Here is an 18,678-nt window from a genome sequence, read left to right as displayed (position 1 = left end):
CCAACGTCTGAGCAGTTGCAGCTTCACGGCGGGTCCAAGGGGCAGCGGCTCACGTGGGACTGAATGTGGGCGCCCAGTTCGTACTTATCGCGTAGCACCCTCCCAGAAGGACAGCGCCCCGTTCGGGGAGGGTCAGCGCGCGGTGAGGCGGAAACTCATCCGGCCGAAGCCCACCATGTCCCCGTCGTGCACGACGACCGAGCCGGTGACCCGACGCCCGTTGACAGTAGTGCCGTTGGTCGAGCCGAGGTCGCGCAGGATCCACAGGCTGCCCTGCCTGCTCAGTTCGGCGTGCAGTCGCGAGACCGTGTCATGGCTCAGCCGCAGTCCGTTGGCCGGGTCGCGGCCTATCCGCAGCGGGTACGGGCCGGGTTCGGGCAGCAGCAGCGGCGGGAGCTTCTCAGCCTGCCAGGCCCTGCGCAGCCGTACCGAGAAGGCGGACACGCGGCCCACCGCGGTGTACAGCCGCCGCGACCATCGGCCCTCGGTGCCGAGGTCGGCGGTGAGCGCCCGGAGTTCGTCGGGCCGGCGGGCGGCCAGGGCGAGTTCCATGCGCCGCATGAAGGTGTCTTGCGACAACTTGCCCTGGACCGCGCCCTCTCTGAGCACATCGAGGACACGGTCGCGCTCGGCATCCGAGAGCCGAGCGGGATACGTGTGGAACTCGTAGGAGGACGTCACATTCGAGATTGTCGGGCCGAAGACCCCGGGGTGTCCAGATGAAGCGGCTTTCCCGGACGCTGTCGGGACATTGCTGACCTGCGCGGAGGCTTTCGTTCCGTGACGCCGCAGGCGAGGACCTGAGGACCTGAGGAAAAAGCGCTGGACGGCTCCCCACCCAGCCGCCTAGCGTGATCGCGACGCCACGGACCGACGGAAGGAGGCGAGAGCAGTGCAGACCACACAACTCCCGCGCTCCCGCCCCGTCCACCGCGCGTTCGCTGTCTGACCGGGAGCGCATGCCGCACATCTTCCCGGAGGCTTCTCCCATGACCGAACTGGTCGTCCGCGCGCTCACCGAGAGCGACGCACATCTCTTCGACACCCTGCCCGACCCGCTCGGCGTCGGCCGCGCGCTGGCCCGTGCCACGCACCGGCCCGGCTGGAAGCGGGTCGCGCTGCGCGACGGCAGGGTCGTCGCGCGGGCCGCCTGGTGGGGCGGCCCCGATGACGAATCCCCCGTCAACGTCAACTGGTTCGACGTCGCCGAAGGCGAGGAGGAGGCGGGCGCCGAGCTGCTGCGCACCTCCCCGTTCCAGGTCGAGTACGTACTGATCCTGCCCGCCGGCTGGCGCGAGGACCCGGCCGCCCTGGCTGCCGGTGAGGCCAGGATCCGGGCCGCGACAGCGGCCGGCATGAAGGTCCTGGTGGAGCGGTACCAGTACCGCTGGACGCCGGAGTGCGGCCTGCCCGAGCGGCCCGGGCGGCTGGAGTTCCGGCCGGAGCCCGACGACGCCGTGATCTTCGACGTGCTGCGCCGCATCCACTCCGTCACGCTCGACGCGCACGCGCTGCTCGCCATCGACGAGGGCGGACCGGACCGGGCCGCCCAGGAGGAGCTGGACTTCTTCCACTGGTGCCCGTCGCCCCGCGAGTGGTGGCAGCTGGCGTACACGCCTCGGGGTGAGCTGGTCGGCATCCAGGTCCCGGCGCACAATCCGTCAGGCCCGTGCGTCGGCTTCATCGGCGTCGTGCCGGAGCAGCGCGGCAACGGCTATGCGTACGACCTGCTCGCGGAATGCACGCACTTCCTGGCCGAGCGGGGCGCGGAGTTCATCGCGGGCGCCACCGATCAGGGCAACTTCCCGATGGCCGCGAACTTCGCCAGGGCCGGGCATCCCATCGTGCAGGAGCGGATCCACTTCCTTCCCGGCTCGCAGCATTGAGCAAGCTCGGGGGTGTCCGTAAGCTCCGGACACCCCCGAGCTGATCGCGAGCCGCCGATGACGACGGAAGAGACGACGCAAGTGCTGCACTCCGAGCCACGGATCCGCGTCGGCGGCGGCTGGATATCCGCTCTCGTACTGGCCAACCTGGGCCTGTTCATGGCCTTTCTCACCCCGATCCAGATACTGCTCGCCGAGCAGATAGACGCGCTCGACCCGTCGGGCAAGGAGGTCGCGCTGGGCTGGGCGACGGGTGTCGGGGCGCTCGTCGCCGTGGTCGCCAATCCGCTCGCGGGGGCGCTCTCGGACCGTACGGTCGGGCGCTTCGGCCGCCGCCGGCCGTGGATCCTGGGCGGGGCTGTGGTGGGCGCGGTGGGACTCGCCGTGACCGCGGCGCAGACGACGGTCGTCGGGGTCGCGCTCGGCTGGTGCCTGGCGCAGCTCGGCCTGAACGCCATGCTCGCCGGCACCAACGCGGTGGTGCCGGACCTGGTGCCGGTGCGTCAGCGGGCGGCGGTCTCCGGGTTCATCGGGATTCCGATGACGCTGGGTCTGGTGGTCGGCGCGCTGCTTGTGACCACAGTGGTGACGGGGATCGCCACGGGCTATCTGCTGCTGGCCGCACTGACCGTGCTGTGCGCGGTGCCGTTCGTCCTGCTCACTCCCGACCCTCAAGTGCCGCTCCCCGCCCGGGAGCCGGTGCGGCTGAAGGACTTCGTCGTGAGCCCGCGGGTGTATCCGGACTTCGGCTGGGCCTGGGTCACCCGCTTTCTGGTGATGCTCGGCAATGCGATGGGCACGCTCTATCTGCTGTATTTCCTCAAAGACGCGGTGCACTACCCCGATCCGGACGAGGGCGTGCTGATCCTGACGCTCCTGTACACGGCGGGCGTGGTGGTGACGGCGGTGGCCGGCGGGGTGGTCTCGGACCGGCTGGGACGGCGCAAGGCCCTGGTGTCGGTGGGTTCGGCGCTGATGGCGGTGGCCTCGCTGATGCTGACGCTGTGGCACACCTGGCCGGTGGTGATGGGCGCCGCGGCGCTGCTGGGGCTCGGCTTCGGGGTGTACATCGCGGTGGACCAGGCGCTGATCACGCAGGTGCTGCCGCGGGCGGGCGACCGGGCGAGGGATCTGGGCGTCATCAATGTCGCCAACTCTGCGCCACAGGTCCTCGGCCCGGCGCTGGCCGCGCCGATCGTGGCGTACGCGGGCGGGTACGCCGGGCTGTATCTGACCGCCACGGTGGTGACGGTCCTCGGCGGGGTGCTGGTCTGGAAGATCCGCTCAGTGCCGTGAGTTCACTTCTGAGGCGCTGAGCGCTGGGCGGCGATGGCGTCCCGGTACCAGGCGTACGACGCCTTCGGGGTGCGCTCGAGCGTCTCGTAGTCGACGTGGACGAGGCCGAAGCGCTGGGAAGATCCTTCGACCCACTCGATGTTGTCGGTGAGCGACCAGGTGAAGTAGCCGCGTACGTCGACTCCCGCGCCGATCGCCTCGTGCAGCGAGCGCAGATGGGCGTCGAGGAAGGCGATACGACGAGGGTCGTCAAGGCCGTCGTACGAGCAGCCGTTCTCGGTGATGTACAGCGGCGGCAGGCCGTCGCCGAACCGGTCCTTCAGCCGTACGAGCAGCTCCCGCAGCCCGTCGGGGACGACCGGCCAGCCGAAGTCGGTGCGCTCGTCGCTCTCGATGTCCCGCAGCCCGAAGGGGAGTTCGGCGGGCATGCCGACGCCCGCGAAGTCCCCGAGCGCGTCGTTCGACGGCGCGCCGACGAGCATCGGGTGGTAGTAGTTAACTCCGTACCAGTCGAGGGGGGCGGAGATGACGGCGAGATCCTCTGCGACCGGTCCCGGCATCAGGGCGGCGAAGTTCTCGTCGGGGTAGCGGCCGGTCAGGATCGGGTCGGCGAACATCCAGTTGGTGATCGTGTCGTACAGCTCCGCGCCCAACCGGTCCTCCTCGCTCGTCCCCGCGGGCCACACGGGCGAGTGGGAGACGGCGATGCCGATGTTCGCCGCGCCCGCCGCGCGCAGGGCCTGGACGGCGAGGCCGTGGGCGAGCAGTTGGTGGTGGGCTGCGGGCAGCGCGTCGAAGAGGAGCTGCTTGCCCGGCGCGTGCTCGCCGAGGGCGTAGCCGAGCAGGGTGACCTCGGCCGGCTCGTTGATCGTGATCCACATCGGTACGCGGTCGGCGAGCCGTTCGGCGACCACGGACGCGTACTCGGCGAACCGGGCCGCCGTGTCGCGATTGAGCCAGCCGCCGGCCTCGTCCAGCGGGAGCGGGGTGTCCCAGTGGTAGAGGGTGGGCGCGGGCGTGATGCCGTGGGCGCACAGTTCGTCGACGAGCCGGTCGTAGAAGCCGAGCCCGGCGGCGTTCACCTGTCCGCTGCCGCCCGGGACGACGCGCGGCCAGCTGACCGAGAAGCGGAAGGCGTCCGCGCCGAGTCCGGCGAGCAGGGCCACGTCCTCGCGGTAGCGGGCGTGGAAGCCGGTGCCGCGCGAGGCGTCGGCACCGTCCTTGATCCGGCCCTGGGCGGCGAACGCGTCCCATCCGGAGGACCCCTTGCCGTCGGTGTCGGCGGCCCCCTCGGTCTGGAAGGCGGAGGCGGACGCGCCCCAGAGGAAACCGGGCGGGAACGCGGGCAGCGGCGGCGGCATCGACATGGTTCGTGACCTTAATGGGCCCAACGTCACTGCCTCTAGACCCCGATCTTGCCAGGATGTAGTTCGGCAGAGACTACGAGGGGACCGCCAGTGCTGTTCGAGGTGTGGGCGCCGCAGGCCGAGGACAAGGTGACGCTGTGGCTGGAGGGCGAGGAGCGCCCGATGGCGCGTGCCGAGGGGCGAGCGGGCTGGTGGCACGCGGAGGCCGACGCGGGCGACGGCGCGCGGTACGGCTTCGCGCTGGACGGGGGTCCCGTGCTGCCCGATCCGCGCTCTCGGCGCCAGCCGGACGGACCGGACGGTCTCAGCGCGGTGGTCGACCAGAGTGCGTACGAGTGGCGGCATGCGTGGGCGGGGCGTGGGCTCGGCGGCGCGGTGCTGTACGAGCTGCACATCGGCACGTACACCGCAGAGGGCACCCTGGACGCGGCGGCCGAACGGCTCGGCGAGCTGGCCGAGTTGGGAATCACGCATATCGAGCTGATGCCGCTGTGCCCGTTCCCCGGGGTGCACGGCTGGGGCTACGAGGGCGTGTCGCTGTGGGCTGTGCACGAGCCGTACGGCGGGCCCGAGGCGCTCAAGCGCTTTGTCGACACGGCGCACGGGCACGGCCTGGGGGTGGTGCTGGACGTGGTCCACAACCACCTCGGCCCGTCCGGGAATCACCTGCCCGCCTTCGGCCCGTACTTCACCGACACCCACCACACACCGTGGGGTTCGGCCGTCAACCTCGATGCCCCGGGCTCGGACGAGGTCCGTGCGTATCTGGTGGGCAGCGCGCTGGCCTGGCTGCTCGACCACCGTCTGGACGGCCTGCGTCTGGACGCCGTGCACGCCCTCGCCGACACCCGGGCGCTGACCTTCCTGGAGGAGCTGTCGACTGCCGTCGACGCGATCTCCGGCGAGACCGGGCGGCCGTTGTTCCTGATCGCCGAGTCGGATCTGTGCGACCCGCGGACGACGAGGCCGCGCGAGGCGGGCGGCCTCGGTCTGCACGCGCAGTGGAACGACGACTTCCACCACGCCCTGCACACCGTTCTGACCGGTGAGTCCCAGGGCTACTACGCCGACTTCGCCGCCGCTCCCCTCGCGGCCCTCGCCAAGACCCTCACCCGCGTCTTCTTCCACGACGGCACGTACTCGTCCTTCCGTGGCCGTACGCACGGCCGTCCGGTCGATGTGACGAGCACCCCGGCACTCCGCTTCCTCGGCTATGCGCAGACGCACGACCAGATCGGCAACCGGGCGCTGGGCGACCGGCTCTCGGCCAACCTCTCCCCCGGGCTGCTGGCGTGTGCGGCCGCGCTGGTGCTGACCGGGCCCTTCACGCCGATGCTGTTCATGGGCGAGGAATGGGGCGCCCGCACGCCCTGGCAGTTCTTCACCGACCACACCGATCCGGAACTCGCCGCGGCCGTACGGGCCGGCAGGCGGCGGGAGTTCGCGGCGCACGGCTGGGAGGCCGAGCAGATCCCCGACCCGCAGGATCCGCGGACCAGGGAGCGCTCCTGTCTGGACCGGGCCGAGCGGGAGCGGGAGCCGCACGCCCGGCTGCTGGCCTGGCACCGCGAACTGATCGCGCTGCGCCGTACGCAGCCCGATCTGGCAGACCCCGATCTGGCCGCGGTGAAGGTGGCGTACGACGAACAGGCGCGCTGGCTGGCCTTCCGGCGCGGCGATCTGCGGGTCGCGGTCAATCTCGCCAAGGATCCTGCCGCGATCCCGCTGGGCGGCGGCGGCCGGGTGCTGGCCGCCTGGGAGCCGGTCGAGGCGCCGGGCGCGGACGGTCTGCTGCACCTGCCGCCGGAGTCCTGTGTCGTCCTGGCAGACGACTGAAAACCCTTGCCTTCGAGCGGACTCAAACTTCTACTGTCGCTGCTATGAGGCAACGGAATCTGGGCAGGACAGGTCTGCGCGTCAGCGAGCTCTGTCTCGGCACGATGAGCTTCGCCGACGACGCGAGCGGACATCGCATCCTCGACGCCTTCACCGAGGCGGGCGGCACCTTCATCGACACAGCCGACATGTACGGACGCGGCGGCTCGGAGGAAATCCTGGGCCGCTGGCTCAAAGGCCGCCGCCGCGACGACCTGGTCGTCGCGACCAAAGTGTGGGGGCGAATGGGCGACGCACCCAACGACGGCGGGCTGAGCCGCAAGCACATCGTGGCGGCGGTGGAGGCGAGCCTGCGCCGTCTCCGCACGGACTACATCGATCTCTACCAGACGCATGTGTGGGATCCGACGACGCCGATCGAGGAGACCCTCGCCACGCTCGACACGCTGGTGAAGGCCGGCAAGGTCCGCTATGTGGGCGCCAGCAATGTGTCCGCCTCACAGTTGCAGCGCTCCCTCGACACGGCCCGGCACCGTGGGTGGGAGCCCTATGTGTGTCTCCAGCCCCTCTACAACCTGCTGCGCCGCGAGCTGGAGTGGGAACTGGCGCCATTGTGCGAGGCCGAGGGCGTCGGCGTCATTCCGTGGAGCCCGCTGTCGGGCGGCTGGCTGACCGGCAAGTACCGGCGCGGCATGGAGTCCGTGCCGGCCGACTCCCGGGAGGCCCGGTTCCAGGAGCGGTCGGGGAACGAGGGCTGGCGCGAGCGGGACACCGAGGACACCTGGCGGGTGCTGGACGCGCTGCACGAGGTGGCCGGCGAAGCGGGCCGTAGGCCGTCGCAGGTGGCGCTGCGCTGGCTGGCACAGCGGCCGGCGGTGACCGCGCCCATCATCGGGCCGCGTACGGCCGAGCAGCTGACGGACAATCTGGGCGCGGTCGGCTGGGAGCTGACGGCGGACCAGACGGCGAAGCTGGACGCGGCGAGCGCGCGCCCGCTGCCGTATCCGTACGACATGCTGGCGCGCCACAGTCACCACGACCCGCGCTGAGCACGGCCGAGCCGAGGGGCCGGGAAAGGGGCCCCGCTACTCCACGATCGCCATCTCACGCGAGGTGGTGTTCAGGCGGCGGCCGCCGTCCTCGGTGACCGTGACGATGTCCTCGATGCGGACGCCGAAGCGCCCGGGGAGGTAGATCCCCGGCTCCACGGAGAAGCACATCCCGGGCACCATCGGCCGCCCCTCGCCCTCGATCATGTACGGCGGTTCATGCGTGGTGACGCCGATGCCGTGGCCGGTGCGGTGGATGAACAGGTCGCCGTACCCGGCCTCTTCGATGATCTCGCGGGCGGCGCGGTCGATCTCCTGGCAGGCCACGCCCGGCTTCACGGCCTCGACCCCGGCCCGCTGCGCCTCCTGCACGACGTCGTGGACGTGCTGCTCGGCGGGGCTCGGCTCGCCGACATGGACGGTACGGGAGGTGTCGGAGCCGTAGCCGTGCTTGAGGCCGCCGAAGTCGAGGACGACCATGTCGCCGTGCTCGATGGTGCGGTCCCCGGCCTCGTGGTGCGGATTGGCGCCGTTCGGCCCGGAGCCGACAACGGTGAAGTCGACCTGGGAGTGGCCGAAGTGCTTGAGCAGCGCGGCGAGATCAGCCGCGACGTCCGTCTCCTTCCGGCCGGAGAAGCGGACCTTGAGGATCTCCTGGTACGTCGCGTCCGCGGCCGTGCCGGCCGCGGCCAGCCGCTCCAGCTCGGCCGCGTCCTTGACGGCCCGCAGCATCGGCAGCGCTTCGGTGAGCGATACGTACGAGCTCCCCGGCAACTCCTTCTGCAGGCCGAGCAGATGCATCGCCCAGGCGTTGTCGCTGATGCCGAAGCGCCCGTCCACATCAAGCAGCGGCGCGGTGACGGCGTACGGATCCTTGCCGTCGGTCCAGTCCCGCAGGGTCAGGGCGGCCGCGCCGTCGGCCCGCTCGGCGTCCGGGGCCTCCAGCGTGGGGACGACGAGGACCGGGTCCTGGCCCGCGGCGAGAACGAGCAGGGTCAGTCGCTCGGTGATCGCGGGCCGGTAGCCGGTGAGGTATGTGAGGTCGGGGCCGGGCGCGACCAGCAGTCCGGCGAGCCCCGCCTCGGCTGCGGAGTCGGCGGCGCGGACCATCCGGGCCTGGTAGTCGGCGGCGGTGAAGGGCGCGGGCGTCGTGGACATGGGGCCATCCTGCCCGCAGCTCGTGGGGCGCGCGAACTCAGTCCTGGCCCTTGGCCACCAGCCGCTCGAGGAGTTCCTGAAACTCGTCGCCGACCACGATCCGCAGTCCCTCGCCGTCCTCGTCGTGGTCGCTGAGCTGGGTGAGCGTGCCGTCGCGCCACCAGTAGACGTACGGGCTGATGGCGCCGGGCGTGTCGGCGTAGCCGGAGGCGGCGAAGGAGGCCATGGCGTTGAGGGCGGGGATCATCCCGGCGTCGTGGATGGCGTGGAAGGCGAGCTGGTGCCGGAAGGGCATGGCCACCAGCGCGCCGTCGGCGGTGAGCTGCTGCCCGGTGACCTGTCGTACGACGCTGTCCAGCGCCAGGACCCGGCTGGCGGTGTAGAAGGAGTCGCCGAGGACCACTTCGAAGCGCATGCCCTCGGCGTCCTTGACGGTCTCGTGCCCCTCGACGGGCAGTCCCCTGAGGTTGTAGAGCGCCTGGTCGCGCAGGTACTGGACGTCGCCGAGGGGTTCCAGGGCCTCGTCGGTGAGCATCATGACGCTCTCCGGGAGGTCGAGCGCGATGATCTCGTACAGGCCGGGGGCGAGGGGGCGTGCGTAGCCGAAGTTCTCCGGGTTGAAGCCGTCGCGGCCGACGACGCGGGGGTAGAGCTGGGCGCGGATCTGCTCGGTGGGCAGGGTGTCCAGCGCGGAGGGGGCGTCCATGGTGCGCAGCACCATCCCGACGTGCTGGCGGACGAGTTCGGACCAGGACCGCGGCCCCCGGTCGTCGTTGTGGCAGACGGCGGCGAGGTTGGCGAGGCCGAACTGGCGGCCGGCGCTGTCCGTCACCACGTCCGCGTAGACAGTCACCTCCAGGCCCGATTCAGCGAAGGCTTCGCGCACCTGGGCGCGGAAGCGGGTGCCCTCGTCGGCCGAGAAGAAGGAGAACTCGGGGTCCCGGGGTGCATCGCGTCCGTCGCGCTTCGGCCCTCGCCGGAACAACCCCACGTCAACCGCCTTCGCTCGTTCGCTCGCGTGCCAGGGCTTCGAGCGTACCGACCCCGTCCGGCTCCTTCGCCGCGGGCCGGGGGCGTGCGGGGGGCCGGGGCGCAGCCGCGGGGCGCGCGGGGGGGTACGGCGTCTGGGGCGTGCGGTGCGGGCCAGGGGCGTGGCCGCGGGCCGGAGCGTGCGGCGGCCCTCGTCGCCCCATGGGCACTACGGGGACTGCGTGACCACGAAGTCGGCGCGGTTGCGGCCGCGGGCCACCAGCCGGGCGTTGGGCTCGTCGGAGTCGTGGACCCAGCGCTCGGCGTACTGCCGCTGCTTGCCGAACCGCACATGCCGGTCGACCAGGCGGCTTACGCGCACGGCGTCGTCGATCTCCAGGTACCAGACCTCGTCGAGAAGGGGCCGGACCTGCGCCCAGGGGCCTTCGTCGTGGAGAAGGTAATTCCCCTCGGTGACGACGAGCGGGACGTCGGGGGCGACCGCGATGCTCCCGGCGATCGGCTCCTCGAGGGCCCGGTCGAAGGCGGGTGCGTAGACCGTGGCGTCCGCTGCGGGGGCACGCAGCCGGGCGAGCATGGCGGCGTATCCGGCGGCGTCGAAGGTGTTGGGGGCACCTTTGCGGCCGGCGCGGCCGAGGCGTTCGAGCTCGGCCTGGGCGAGGTGGAAGCCGTCCATGGGGACGAGGACGGCGAGTCCGTCGAGGGCGTCGACGATGTGGGCGGCGAGGGTCGACTTCCCGGCGCCCGGGGCTCCCGCGATGCCGAGGACGAGGCGCCGACCGGGGACGGCGAGGGCGCGGGCGCGGTACAGGACGTGCGGTGGGTACTGCGGCGGAGGTGGTGCATGCATGGTGCGCATTGTTCCATCGCGTTGATCGATCTTCGTCATACGTATAACGTGAGCGCATGTCCTACATCGCCCTGGTCACCCTCGTCGTCCGTGACTACGACGAGGCCATCGCCTTCTACACCGACGCGCTCGGCTTCGAGCTGGTCGAGGACACCGACCGCGGGGACGGCAGCCGCTGGGTGGTGGTCCGCCCACGCAGGGCGGGCGACGGCACCGCGCTGCTGCTGGCCCGTGCCAAGGGCGGGGCCCAGAACGCGAGTGTGGGCGCGCAGACGGGCGGCCGGGTCGGCTTCTTCCTGCACACAGAGGACTTCGCGGCCGACCACGCGAGGATGACGGCGGCGGGCGTGCGCTTCCTGGAGGAGCCGCGGCACGAGACGTACGGCTCGGTGGCGGTCTTCGAGGATCTGTACGGCAACCGCTGGGACCTGCTGCAGCCCAAATAGCGTCTGGCCGCATGACCGAACGTGCCCTCGAGTCCCTGCGCCGGCGACCGCGCTTGGCGGATGCGACCCGCACCGCGCGCACCGTACCTCCGTGCGCGACATCCCGTGCGAGCGGTCCTCGATCAGCTCGACCGCGTCCGTGTCCTCGGGCCGAAAAAGCTCGGCCAGCCGCATCTCATTCAACCCAACGGCCTCAGATGGCCGGCATCGCGGAGATGCTGTTACTCACGCGCTCGGGGACCCGGACGCTGACTTGCCGGGCGAGGACGCCCCGATCCCTGACGCTCAGCGCCTATCTCGCCGTCGGCCGGGCCTTTCGGAGTCCAAGGCGGCGCCGACCGCACGGCCGAGCTCGTCGAACGCAAGCCGCGTGGCGCCATCGAGTTGGGAGTGGGCGACCAGGCCGCGGCGATGGACGGCGATGTCGTACGGGATGGTGTGCACGCTCCGCACCCTGCCTTCGAACCGCCCGCCCGCCGTCCGGACATCGCCGCTCGCCGGGCCGTCCACGTCTGACAGGACGACCGTCGCCTTGCGTATGAGGCGCTCGTATCCGTGCCCGGACAGCCAGTCCAACTGGCCTTGGACTGCGTCGAGGTGCTCCTGCCGGGCGGTCGTGGTGACGACCACGTGCTGGACTTCGCCGAGCAGGCTGCGCAGGCTGTCGCCGGGCGGCAGGAAGGTGCCGACGGCGTCCACGACCACCGTGCCGAACGACCTGAGCCAGTCGACGGCCCGCCGGACGGTCGAGGTGTCCAGACGTACGACCGCGTTGGCGGGCACCAGCCCGTACAGGAACTGCGCCCCTCGGGAGTCGGCGAGCGTGGCCCAGCCGTTGGCGTAGGACGGCATGTGTCCGGCACCGGCCGGGAACTGGGCGGTGACGGCTGAGGGGTCGGCGTCGAGCAGGCGGTATCCGAAGACGCCCAGCAGTCGGTGCACCGGCAGCATGAAGACGGGTTCCCGCCCACCGCGTCCCGCGGTCGCCCTCGCTGAGAGCGCGGACGCGAGCTGCACCGCGACGGTGCTGCGCCCGGAGCCGTGATGGGGGCTGATGACAGCGACGCAAGGGCCGGGCAGACCGGCACGTGGCTGCAGTACGGCGGACGAGGGACGGCGTGTCAGGCGCTTCAGCCCGCGTGGCGGCTGGACGGATCCCGGAAACAGCTGCCACTTCCGGGAGTTGGCGCCGACACGGGACGGCGTCTTTTCGGTCGGCGGCTCCTGGCGCGTCACGGGGACCTGCGCGCCGAACGGTTCCCGGCGGCCTGTAGTACGTGGCCGCTTCCGGAGGAGCTCTGCGTCGTCGATCAGTTCCAGCGCGGAGGGGGAGAGCCAGGCCCGGAGCCGGGGGGCGACGGCGTGCTGCCGCGGCATCCGGTCGCGCAGCAGCGCGAGGACGCCCACGGCCGTGGGAGGTGCGTCGGCCGGGCCGCGCAGACAGCGGTCGATCAGAGCGTGGACTGCCGGATCCACCGACGAGGGGGGCAAGGACAGGGACCAGTCGGCCTCGTCGAGGCCCTGCAGGCTGCCGTCGTACTCGGTGTAGCGGGGCGCCGGCCAGTCGTCGCCGAGCGCCGCATGGGCAAGGATCGCCGCCAGCGCCCTGAGGTCGTCCGCGGGCTGCGCCGGCTCCGCGTCCGGCTGCGGCGGCTGTCCGTCGACGGTCGCACGATGCCAGCCGATGATGACGGGGTTGTCGCCGGTGAGCAGTATGTGCCGGGGTGACAGGCGGCCGTGGACGACACCGACGCTGTGGCTGTGCGCCAGCGCGGAGGCGAGGCGCTGACCGAGGATGAGCGTGGCGTCGACGCCGAGCGACCCGGCTGCGGAGACGACCTCGGCCAGATGCAGAGCTCTGCCTCCGGAGCGGGTGGTGACCGGCGAGGCAGCCGTCCAGAGGCGGGCCGCGTTCGCCTCATGGTCGAAAAGGGCCGGCAGGCAGGCGTGATCGAATCTGCCGAGAGCGGTCGCCTCCACGAGCACAAGCTGATTCGAGCTCTCGGCAGTCGAACTCTCGGTATCGTCGGACCAGTTGGGACTTGCACGGCGAACGGCCGCTCTGAAGCCGTCGGCGTTGCGCCCGAGATAGACGCTTGTGAGACCCGAGGCCCGGTTGCTGCGACCCGAGGTCGGCGCCCAGCCCAACAGGTCGTAGTCGCCGACCTGTTTGGGGTCCCGTGCCGTGAGCTGCTGCCAGGGGAATTCCGGCCGGGGGCTGGACGAGAACCCCACGTAGGGCATGTGGAGATAGAACGCGTTCCGTCTTCTGCGGGGTTCCTCCTCCAGCACGATCGGCGGTTCGTCCCAGTCCGGACCCGCAGGAACCGTCAGCCCCAAGCGCTGCAGCAGGGCCGAGCCGAGCCAGGCGAAGCTCTGCGCATGCTCCGGAAGGAGGTCGGTGCCGTCCGGGCGGTTCAGCCATGCCGCGAACTCCGGTGCCTGTCCGATGAGTTCACCGATCAGGACCGACACCTGGCGGGCCGTCTCGACGACCTCGGGGGTCGGCACCGCGTCCAACAGGATGTCGGCAGCCTCATCGGTGAACGAGAAGACCCGCTGGCTGTGCCGGAAGCTCCTGGTGCCCCGTGGTGCGGCGGCATCGGGCGGCGCGTTCTCCGCCAGGCGCATCAGCCCGCCGAGGAAGACCTCCGACAGGTGCGCCGTCGTGGCGCTCCAGGGAACGGCTTCGGCGACCAGCCGCATCACCGGCACCGTGAGGGGCGCGATGGCGGCGAGATGCGCCGCGAGCCGGTACGCCTCCGGGGACGCGGTCCGGCGGAACTGCCGTACCGCCTGATCGCTCGACACCTCGGTCGGCTCGATGCTCGCGTGGGCGGCCTGGGGATCCCACAGCGACAGTACGCTGCTCGATCCGCCGGCCACGATCGTACGGGCCCAGGCGGCCAGCTCTCGTGGCTTCGGTTCGAGGACCGGGACGGCGCTGCCGGTGAACCGGCTCAGTTCGGGCGGCAGCAGCGTGTCCCGGACGCGCCACTCGCTGTTGGCGGCGCCCGGATGCGGGACGTGGACCGACCAGCGCCGTACAGGCAGCGCCGAACCCGCCCACATCCGCGGGGGCAGCGCATGGATCACCGCGGTGGGTCCGTACGAGGCCCACCGGGCGAGTTGCTCCTCCATCGCACCCGTACGCCACTCGGGGCTCGCGCCGTCCGAGATGACGAGGGTCATGGTGCGTCCGGACGGGTCGACGAGTACCGCAGGCCGCAGCAGGCTCTGTGACGCCCCGAAGGGCCGGGGGGACAGCATCGGCGTCCGGCCGTCCCCAAGCCTCAGCCCCCACGTGCGGATCTGGCGGAAGGCCCCCAGCCGTTCGAAGAGCGTATGCAGTTCGGTGCAGAGCTGCTGCCACAGGAGCATCGATCCGCTGTCGTCGACGATGAGCGACAGATCCAGCCAACGCTCCCTTCCAGGACGCGTGACGACATCCAGGACGCCGGTGTGCGCGATCCGGGCGGCCGTGGCGGCCTCGTCGATCTCGTGCCGGCGGGGGTTGGGCCGATAGCGCTTCAGCGGACGGAGCGCCCGTGCCGTCACCAGCGAGCCGGACAGGGAGCGGGGGTGCGCGATGCGGATGGAGAGCGCTCTGGGGGGTTCCGGGGCGGGCTGCGGCTCGGGTGCCTGGCCTTCACCCTCGCCTTCACCTTCGGCACCGGCATCCGAGAAGGGGTCACTGTCGTCGGCGCCTGCGGCATCTCCGGAGTCGTCGTCCGCCTCGCCTTCGGCTTCGGGCAGCTCAGGTGCCGCATGAAGTTCAGACGGCGGCGCCTCCTCGTGTGGGGGCGGCGGATGCACGGGCGGGGACGCGGCACCCGCACCGGTCTCCTCGGCGGCCGGGGCGGCGGCGTCCCCGCTCTCCCGCATCAGCGCCAGCGCGAGCGGCGCGTTCTCTCCTTTGGGGACGCGCTCCGCGAGCCACAGCACCTCGGCCAGCTCCTCGGCGGTCGTCTGCTCGCCGAGGAGCTGGAGGATGCGAAGGACCCGCTCCGGCATGCCTACACCGCTCCGCCCAGTTGGTGGAGCACCGCTTCGAGCAGTCCCTTGGCGTCGAGATCCACGCCGCCGAGGCGGAGATGCGCCGCGTTGAGCAGCTGATCGGTGGCCAGTTCCCCGGGGGCGCGGCGCGCCAGGAACAGCCGGATCAGATCGTCCACCCGCGACACCGCGTCGGGGCCGAGGTGGGCGGCGACGATGGCGCGCAGCCGGCGTTCGTCGGGGTCGGGCAGGTCGAGGCGCAGACAGCGCCGCAGGAACGCGGGAGGGAACTCCCGCTCGCCGTTGCTGGTGATCACCACGACGGGGAACTCGCGGCAGCGGACGAGGCCGCCCACCACCAGTTGCGGGTCCGCTCCGTGGACGGTGTGCACAAGAGCCTGGTCCTGTCCGAGGGGCAGCCGCGAGAGTTCGGGGATCTCGAACTCCCCCTCCTCGAAGACGGTCAGCAGATCATTGGGCAGGTCGACGTCGCCCTTGTCGAGTTCGTCGATGAGCAGCACCCGGGGATGCCCGCCCGGTACGAGGGCGGTGCCGAGCGGGCCGAGCCGGATGAACTGCCCGATGTCCGGCGGCTGCGCGCCCTGGTCTCGGCTCAGGCTGGTCTCCCGCAACCGTCCCACCGCGTCGTACTGATACAGCGCCTCGGCCAGCGTGGACCGGCTGTTCACCGGCCAGCGCAGCACCTTGCCGAGCGCCATCTCGTGCGCGATGGCGTACGCGAGGGAGGACTTTCCCGTCCCGGGATGCCCGGTCACCAGCAGCGGGCGGCGCAGGTGCAGGGCGGCATTGACAACGTCGATCTGCGGCTGGTCGATGAGATAGGGGCGGTGCGGATCGGTCGGCGCCGCACCGGGCTGCTCCATGTCGTCATGGCCGAACCTCCGCCAGGGAGGCGGCTCGGGCATTACGACCTGGCGTACCTGGCCGTCGCCCCGGAAGAGACGCCAGCCGTCGCTCTCCGGGCGCTGCCGCGTGTCTGTCACTCCGCTCATGGGGTGGGCTCCTCGACGGTGGGATCGATCCAGAAGGGACGCGGGGGCGGACGCGAGGCGTCGTCCCAGACCAGTGCGGGGACGAGGGTGGCGGTCCCGGTCGTCCCCTCGCTCTCGGCGAGGGCGCGGGCCCGGTGTCGGCGTACGCGGTGGGGCAGGGTCCGCACCGGCCCGTTGAGCAGCAGCGCGGTCAGCTGGTCGCTGGGCGTGCCGTGCGTGGCCTGCCGGTCCCAGACGACCACGGGTACGCCGAGGACCAGGCATACGGCCCGCAGGGCGGCCCGGTGCTGCGGCGGGCAGTCGATGATGACGCGGGCCACGGCGAGATCGGCCTTGAGCAGCCCGTACACCTGACGGGGCGTCGTGTGCCGGTGGTCGAGGCGCAGCAGTCCGCCGCGGTCGATCTCCGCCCAGCGCGACCGCCAGTGCTGCACGGACTCCGGTGCCCGACGGCGCACTTCGGGGCAGCGGACGACCACGGCGTACTCCGCGCCCAGGACGAGTGGGACCTCGTAGGGGGACGCCTCGTTCTCCCACTGGTCGACGGCCACGTCCAAGTCCTCTGGGTCGAGCAGGACTTCGACGAGCGGCACCACGGCGGGAGGGCCGGCCGACGCGGTCTCGCGGACGAGGACGCGGTGCAGCAGACGGACGATCTCCGCGCATTCGTGTGGCTCGTCGTCGGCCACCACCTGTCGCTCGGTACCGCTGCTTCCGGTTCCGGGGTCGTACCAGGCCTCGCAGCGGTACGTCTCCGCCGAGCAGCGGGTGAGCCGGACGGTCAGCCGCGGGCTGGGCGGACCGGTGCGCTCGCGCCGCCGCCGCGCCCAGTCGGCGCCGTCGTCCCGGCGCTCGCTCAGCGCCTCCCGCGCCACCCCGAGCCGGTGCGCCACCTGCTCGGACCACTCCCAGAAGTCACGCATCTGCTTCGGCCCGCAGGTGGCGGCCAGATACTCCACCGCACGCAGCAGAGCGGGGACCCGTGGTGATCCGTCGGGTACGGGTGCGCTGTCGCCCCAGAACTCCTCAAGCGCCGCGATCAGCCGGTCCACGTCGATGGCGGTCGTGGCATCTGTGGCGCTCGTGGTCATGGTGTCGGACGCCTCGTGGTGCGGCGGATCTGCGAGCGCGGGCGGTTCGTCGAAGAGCGTCGTGTGCGGAAGGGCTTCGCGTGCCGCTTCCGGGAAGCGGCCTCGTACGTCCTTGGACAGCAGGTCCAGGAGCCATGCGTGCTCGCGGACGGACAGCAGCCCGGGGATGAGGGCGGCGCGGCCGAACGCCAGTAGCTTCTGGGCATTCGCCCGGTCGCCGGCCGGCAGTCCTTCTGTGAAGGTGGCGATCGCCCGGTGCCGGGTGAGCAGGATCTCCACGATGTCGTCGACGGAGGGAACGGCCTGCGTGGTGTCCAGGTCCAGTTCGTCGGCCAGCCGACGGCCCTGCTCGGTGCGTTTGCCGGGGTCGGCGAGCAGACCGGCCACCAGGGCGGTGAGACTGTGCCGGGTGGCGGGGTCCACCGGCGCGAGAGGCCGTCCACCCGGCGGGGCGGGAGGGGGCACGGCCGCGAGTTGCGGCGTACCGGCGTGTAACTCGGCCTGAATGGCCTGCCAGGGAAGGACGATGGTTCTGCGGATCACCTGGGCGGAGGCGAACCGGCCCGTGGGCGGTTCCATGACACCCAGGACGATGCCGACCGCCGCCTCTTGGTCCTCGCACCAGAGCGGGCCGCCGCTGTAGCCCGGCCCAATGGCCGCTCCTCGCAGCTGGGAGTCGACGAAGCCGAGCCACTCGTCACAGGACTGCACGGAGCCGTCGGCATAGGTGAAGGGCTGGCCGCCCGCGTACCACGCCCGTACCTCCTGGCCCTGGGCCATCTTCGCCCAGTCCATTGGCCGTACGGACGCCGGTGCGCCGCCCGCCAGTTCCAGGAGTGCGAGGTCGCCGTACCAGGTGGCGTCCCCGGTCCGCGCGGGCCGGGGTGGAGCAGCGCCCGAGACCGTACAGCGGGCGGGTATCCAGGTGACGGTGCGGGCGGCGAGCGGGGCACAGGACTCCCCGGCGGGGAAGGCCACCTCGACCGGCTGGCCCGTCGGCTCGTCCTGCGCGAACCAGTCCCGGCCGAGGGCCTCGTTGACTACATGGGAGCAGGTGAGGACGCGGCCCTCACCGAGGTAGACGCCGCTGCCGACCACCTTGCCGCGGGCACCGCCGAGCACGGAGACCAGGGAAGGCCGGGCCCCCGCGTCCCCCGTACGCAGCCATCGCCGCCCCTTACCGCGCATGGACACCGGACGGGGAGCCGGCGGACGTGTCGGCAGACGCGGCGGCCGGGACCTGCGCGGCCGAAGGAGACAGATGCCAGTTCGCGGTGATCGTCATGGTGGCCTCGCCGGTGGCGCCTACCACGCCGAGCTTCAGGTCCTGGCTGACGCGCAGTCCGAAACTGACGGACAGTTCGTCGGGAGCGTCCGGCACGGCGGCGACGGTGTCGTGCACGCGCTGCAGCAGGGGCACCAGCGGAGCGAGCAGCGCGCTCAGCGCTCCCTCGGTGGCTGCCACGACCCGCGCGCCCCTCGCCACCGGACGGGACCTGCCGAACCCGGGCACCGCCTCCTCGTCGTCATCGGTCCCGTCCTCTGGGCCCGCGAGGGAGGCCGGAAGGGGATCGAAGACCTGAAGAGCAAGAAGTGTCCCGTCTTCGAAGGCGAATTCGACGAAGTCAGCCATTCGGACAGTCTGCCCGAAGAGCCCGGGCAGGGTGGGTCAGTCCGCGAGATCTGATCGTCTTCCAGCT

Annotated in this window: 14 protein-coding genes and 1 pseudogene; 5 read left to right on the top strand and 10 right to left on the bottom strand. The window is 71.5% G+C overall.

From position 1 onward, the window contains the following. Positions 1-132: 132 nt before the first annotated feature. Positions 133-681, bottom strand: a complete 549-nt coding sequence (locus tag ACFYWY_RS32760) for a DUF1707 and FHA domain-containing protein (RefSeq protein ID WP_389193306.1) — start codon at positions 679-681, stop codon at positions 133-135. Positions 682-989: 308 nt separating this feature from the next. On the opposite strand from ACFYWY_RS32760, the gene ACFYWY_RS32755 reads away from it, so the two are divergent. Continuing rightward, on the top strand, positions 990-1,886 hold the full coding sequence (locus tag ACFYWY_RS32755) for a GNAT family N-acetyltransferase (RefSeq protein WP_389193303.1): 897 nt from the start codon (positions 990-992) through the stop codon (positions 1,884-1,886). Between the two features lie 57 nt (positions 1,887-1,943). Continuing rightward, positions 1,944-3,182: an MFS transporter gene (locus tag ACFYWY_RS32750; protein ID WP_389193301.1), complete on the top strand. Its 1,239-nt coding sequence runs from the start codon at positions 1,944-1,946 to the stop codon at positions 3,180-3,182. Between the two features lie 2 nt (positions 3,183-3,184). Here the strand turns inward: ACFYWY_RS32750 and ACFYWY_RS32745 are convergent, their stop codons facing one another. Further along, positions 3,185-4,549, bottom strand: coding sequence for a GH1 family beta-glucosidase (locus ACFYWY_RS32745; RefSeq protein WP_389193299.1), 1,365 nt, complete (start codon positions 4,547-4,549; stop codon positions 3,185-3,187). Positions 4,550-4,639: 90 nt separating this feature from the next. On the opposite strand from ACFYWY_RS32745, the gene treZ reads away from it, so the two are divergent. Together treZ and ACFYWY_RS32735 are read left to right on the top strand one after the other, a co-directional pair. Further along, the gene (gene treZ, locus ACFYWY_RS32740) at positions 4,640-6,385 is read left to right on the top strand and encodes a malto-oligosyltrehalose trehalohydrolase (protein ID WP_389193296.1); all 1,746 of its coding nucleotides are present in this window, start codon (positions 4,640-4,642) and stop codon (positions 6,383-6,385) included. Between the two features lie 44 nt (positions 6,386-6,429). Continuing rightward, positions 6,430-7,434 (top strand): aldo/keto reductase, encoded by a 1,005-nt coding sequence (locus tag ACFYWY_RS32735; RefSeq protein WP_389193294.1) that lies wholly within the window; start codon positions 6,430-6,432, stop codon positions 7,432-7,434. A 36-nt stretch (positions 7,435-7,470) separates the two neighbouring features. On the opposite strand, the gene ACFYWY_RS32730 is transcribed toward ACFYWY_RS32735, so the two are convergent. The 3 genes from ACFYWY_RS32730 to ACFYWY_RS32720 all read right to left on the bottom strand — a co-directional run bounded on the left by ACFYWY_RS32730 (position 7,471) and on the right by ACFYWY_RS32720 (position 10,432). Further along, complete coding sequence (locus ACFYWY_RS32730) at positions 7,471-8,592, bottom strand: aminopeptidase P family protein (protein ID WP_389193291.1); 1,122 nt, start codon at positions 8,590-8,592, stop codon at positions 7,471-7,473. A gap of 37 nt (positions 8,593-8,629) precedes the next feature. Then, entirely contained in the window at positions 8,630-9,583 is a 954-nt protein-coding gene (locus tag ACFYWY_RS32725) for a hypothetical protein (protein WP_389193288.1), read from the bottom strand. A 207-nt stretch (positions 9,584-9,790) separates the two neighbouring features. Continuing rightward, positions 9,791-10,432, bottom strand: coding sequence for a nucleoside/nucleotide kinase family protein (locus ACFYWY_RS32720; RefSeq protein WP_389193285.1), 642 nt, complete (start codon positions 10,430-10,432; stop codon positions 9,791-9,793). A 56-nt stretch (positions 10,433-10,488) separates the two neighbouring features. On the opposite strand from ACFYWY_RS32720, the gene ACFYWY_RS32715 reads away from it, so the two are divergent. Continuing rightward, on the top strand, positions 10,489-10,878 hold the full coding sequence (locus ACFYWY_RS32715; protein WP_389193283.1) for a VOC family protein: 390 nt from the start codon (positions 10,489-10,491) through the stop codon (positions 10,876-10,878). Positions 10,879-10,911: 33 nt separating this feature from the next. Here the strand turns inward: ACFYWY_RS32715 and ACFYWY_RS32710 are convergent. From ACFYWY_RS32710 to ACFYWY_RS32690, 5 genes and pseudogenes are all read right to left on the bottom strand, one after another. Then, positions 10,912-11,051 (bottom strand): annotated as a pseudogene (locus ACFYWY_RS32710) (peptide-methionine (R)-S-oxide reductase); the annotation flags it as partial. Between the two features lie 112 nt (positions 11,052-11,163). After that, positions 11,164-14,892 carry an SAV_2336 N-terminal domain-related protein gene (locus ACFYWY_RS32705; RefSeq protein ID WP_389193280.1) on the bottom strand — a complete coding sequence of 1,243 codons (3,729 nt, stop codon included), beginning with the start codon at positions 14,890-14,892 and terminating at the stop codon, positions 11,164-11,166. A 2-nt stretch (positions 14,893-14,894) separates the two neighbouring features. Further along, positions 14,895-15,887 (bottom strand): AAA family ATPase, encoded by a 993-nt coding sequence (locus tag ACFYWY_RS32700; RefSeq protein WP_389193277.1) that lies wholly within the window; start codon positions 15,885-15,887, stop codon positions 14,895-14,897. After that, positions 15,884-18,166 carry a trypsin-like peptidase domain-containing protein gene (locus tag ACFYWY_RS32695; RefSeq protein WP_389193274.1) on the bottom strand — a complete coding sequence of 761 codons (2,283 nt, stop codon included), beginning with the start codon at positions 18,164-18,166 and terminating at the stop codon, positions 15,884-15,886. The genes ACFYWY_RS32700 and ACFYWY_RS32695 overlap by 4 nt, the downstream gene beginning before the upstream one ends. Then, positions 18,156-18,611, bottom strand: coding sequence for a CU044_2847 family protein (locus tag ACFYWY_RS32690; protein WP_389193271.1), 456 nt, complete (start codon positions 18,609-18,611; stop codon positions 18,156-18,158). Before ACFYWY_RS32690 ends, ACFYWY_RS32695 begins: the two co-directional genes overlap by 11 nt. Positions 18,612-18,678 lie beyond the last annotated feature (67 nt).

It is taken from the genome of Streptomyces sp. NPDC002870, assembly GCF_042888505.1.
Lineage (GTDB): Bacteria > Actinomycetota > Actinomycetes > Streptomycetales > Streptomycetaceae > Streptomyces.
The sequence above is the reverse complement of the archived record's forward strand: the minus strand, read 5'-3'. Positions and strand labels throughout refer to the sequence as shown.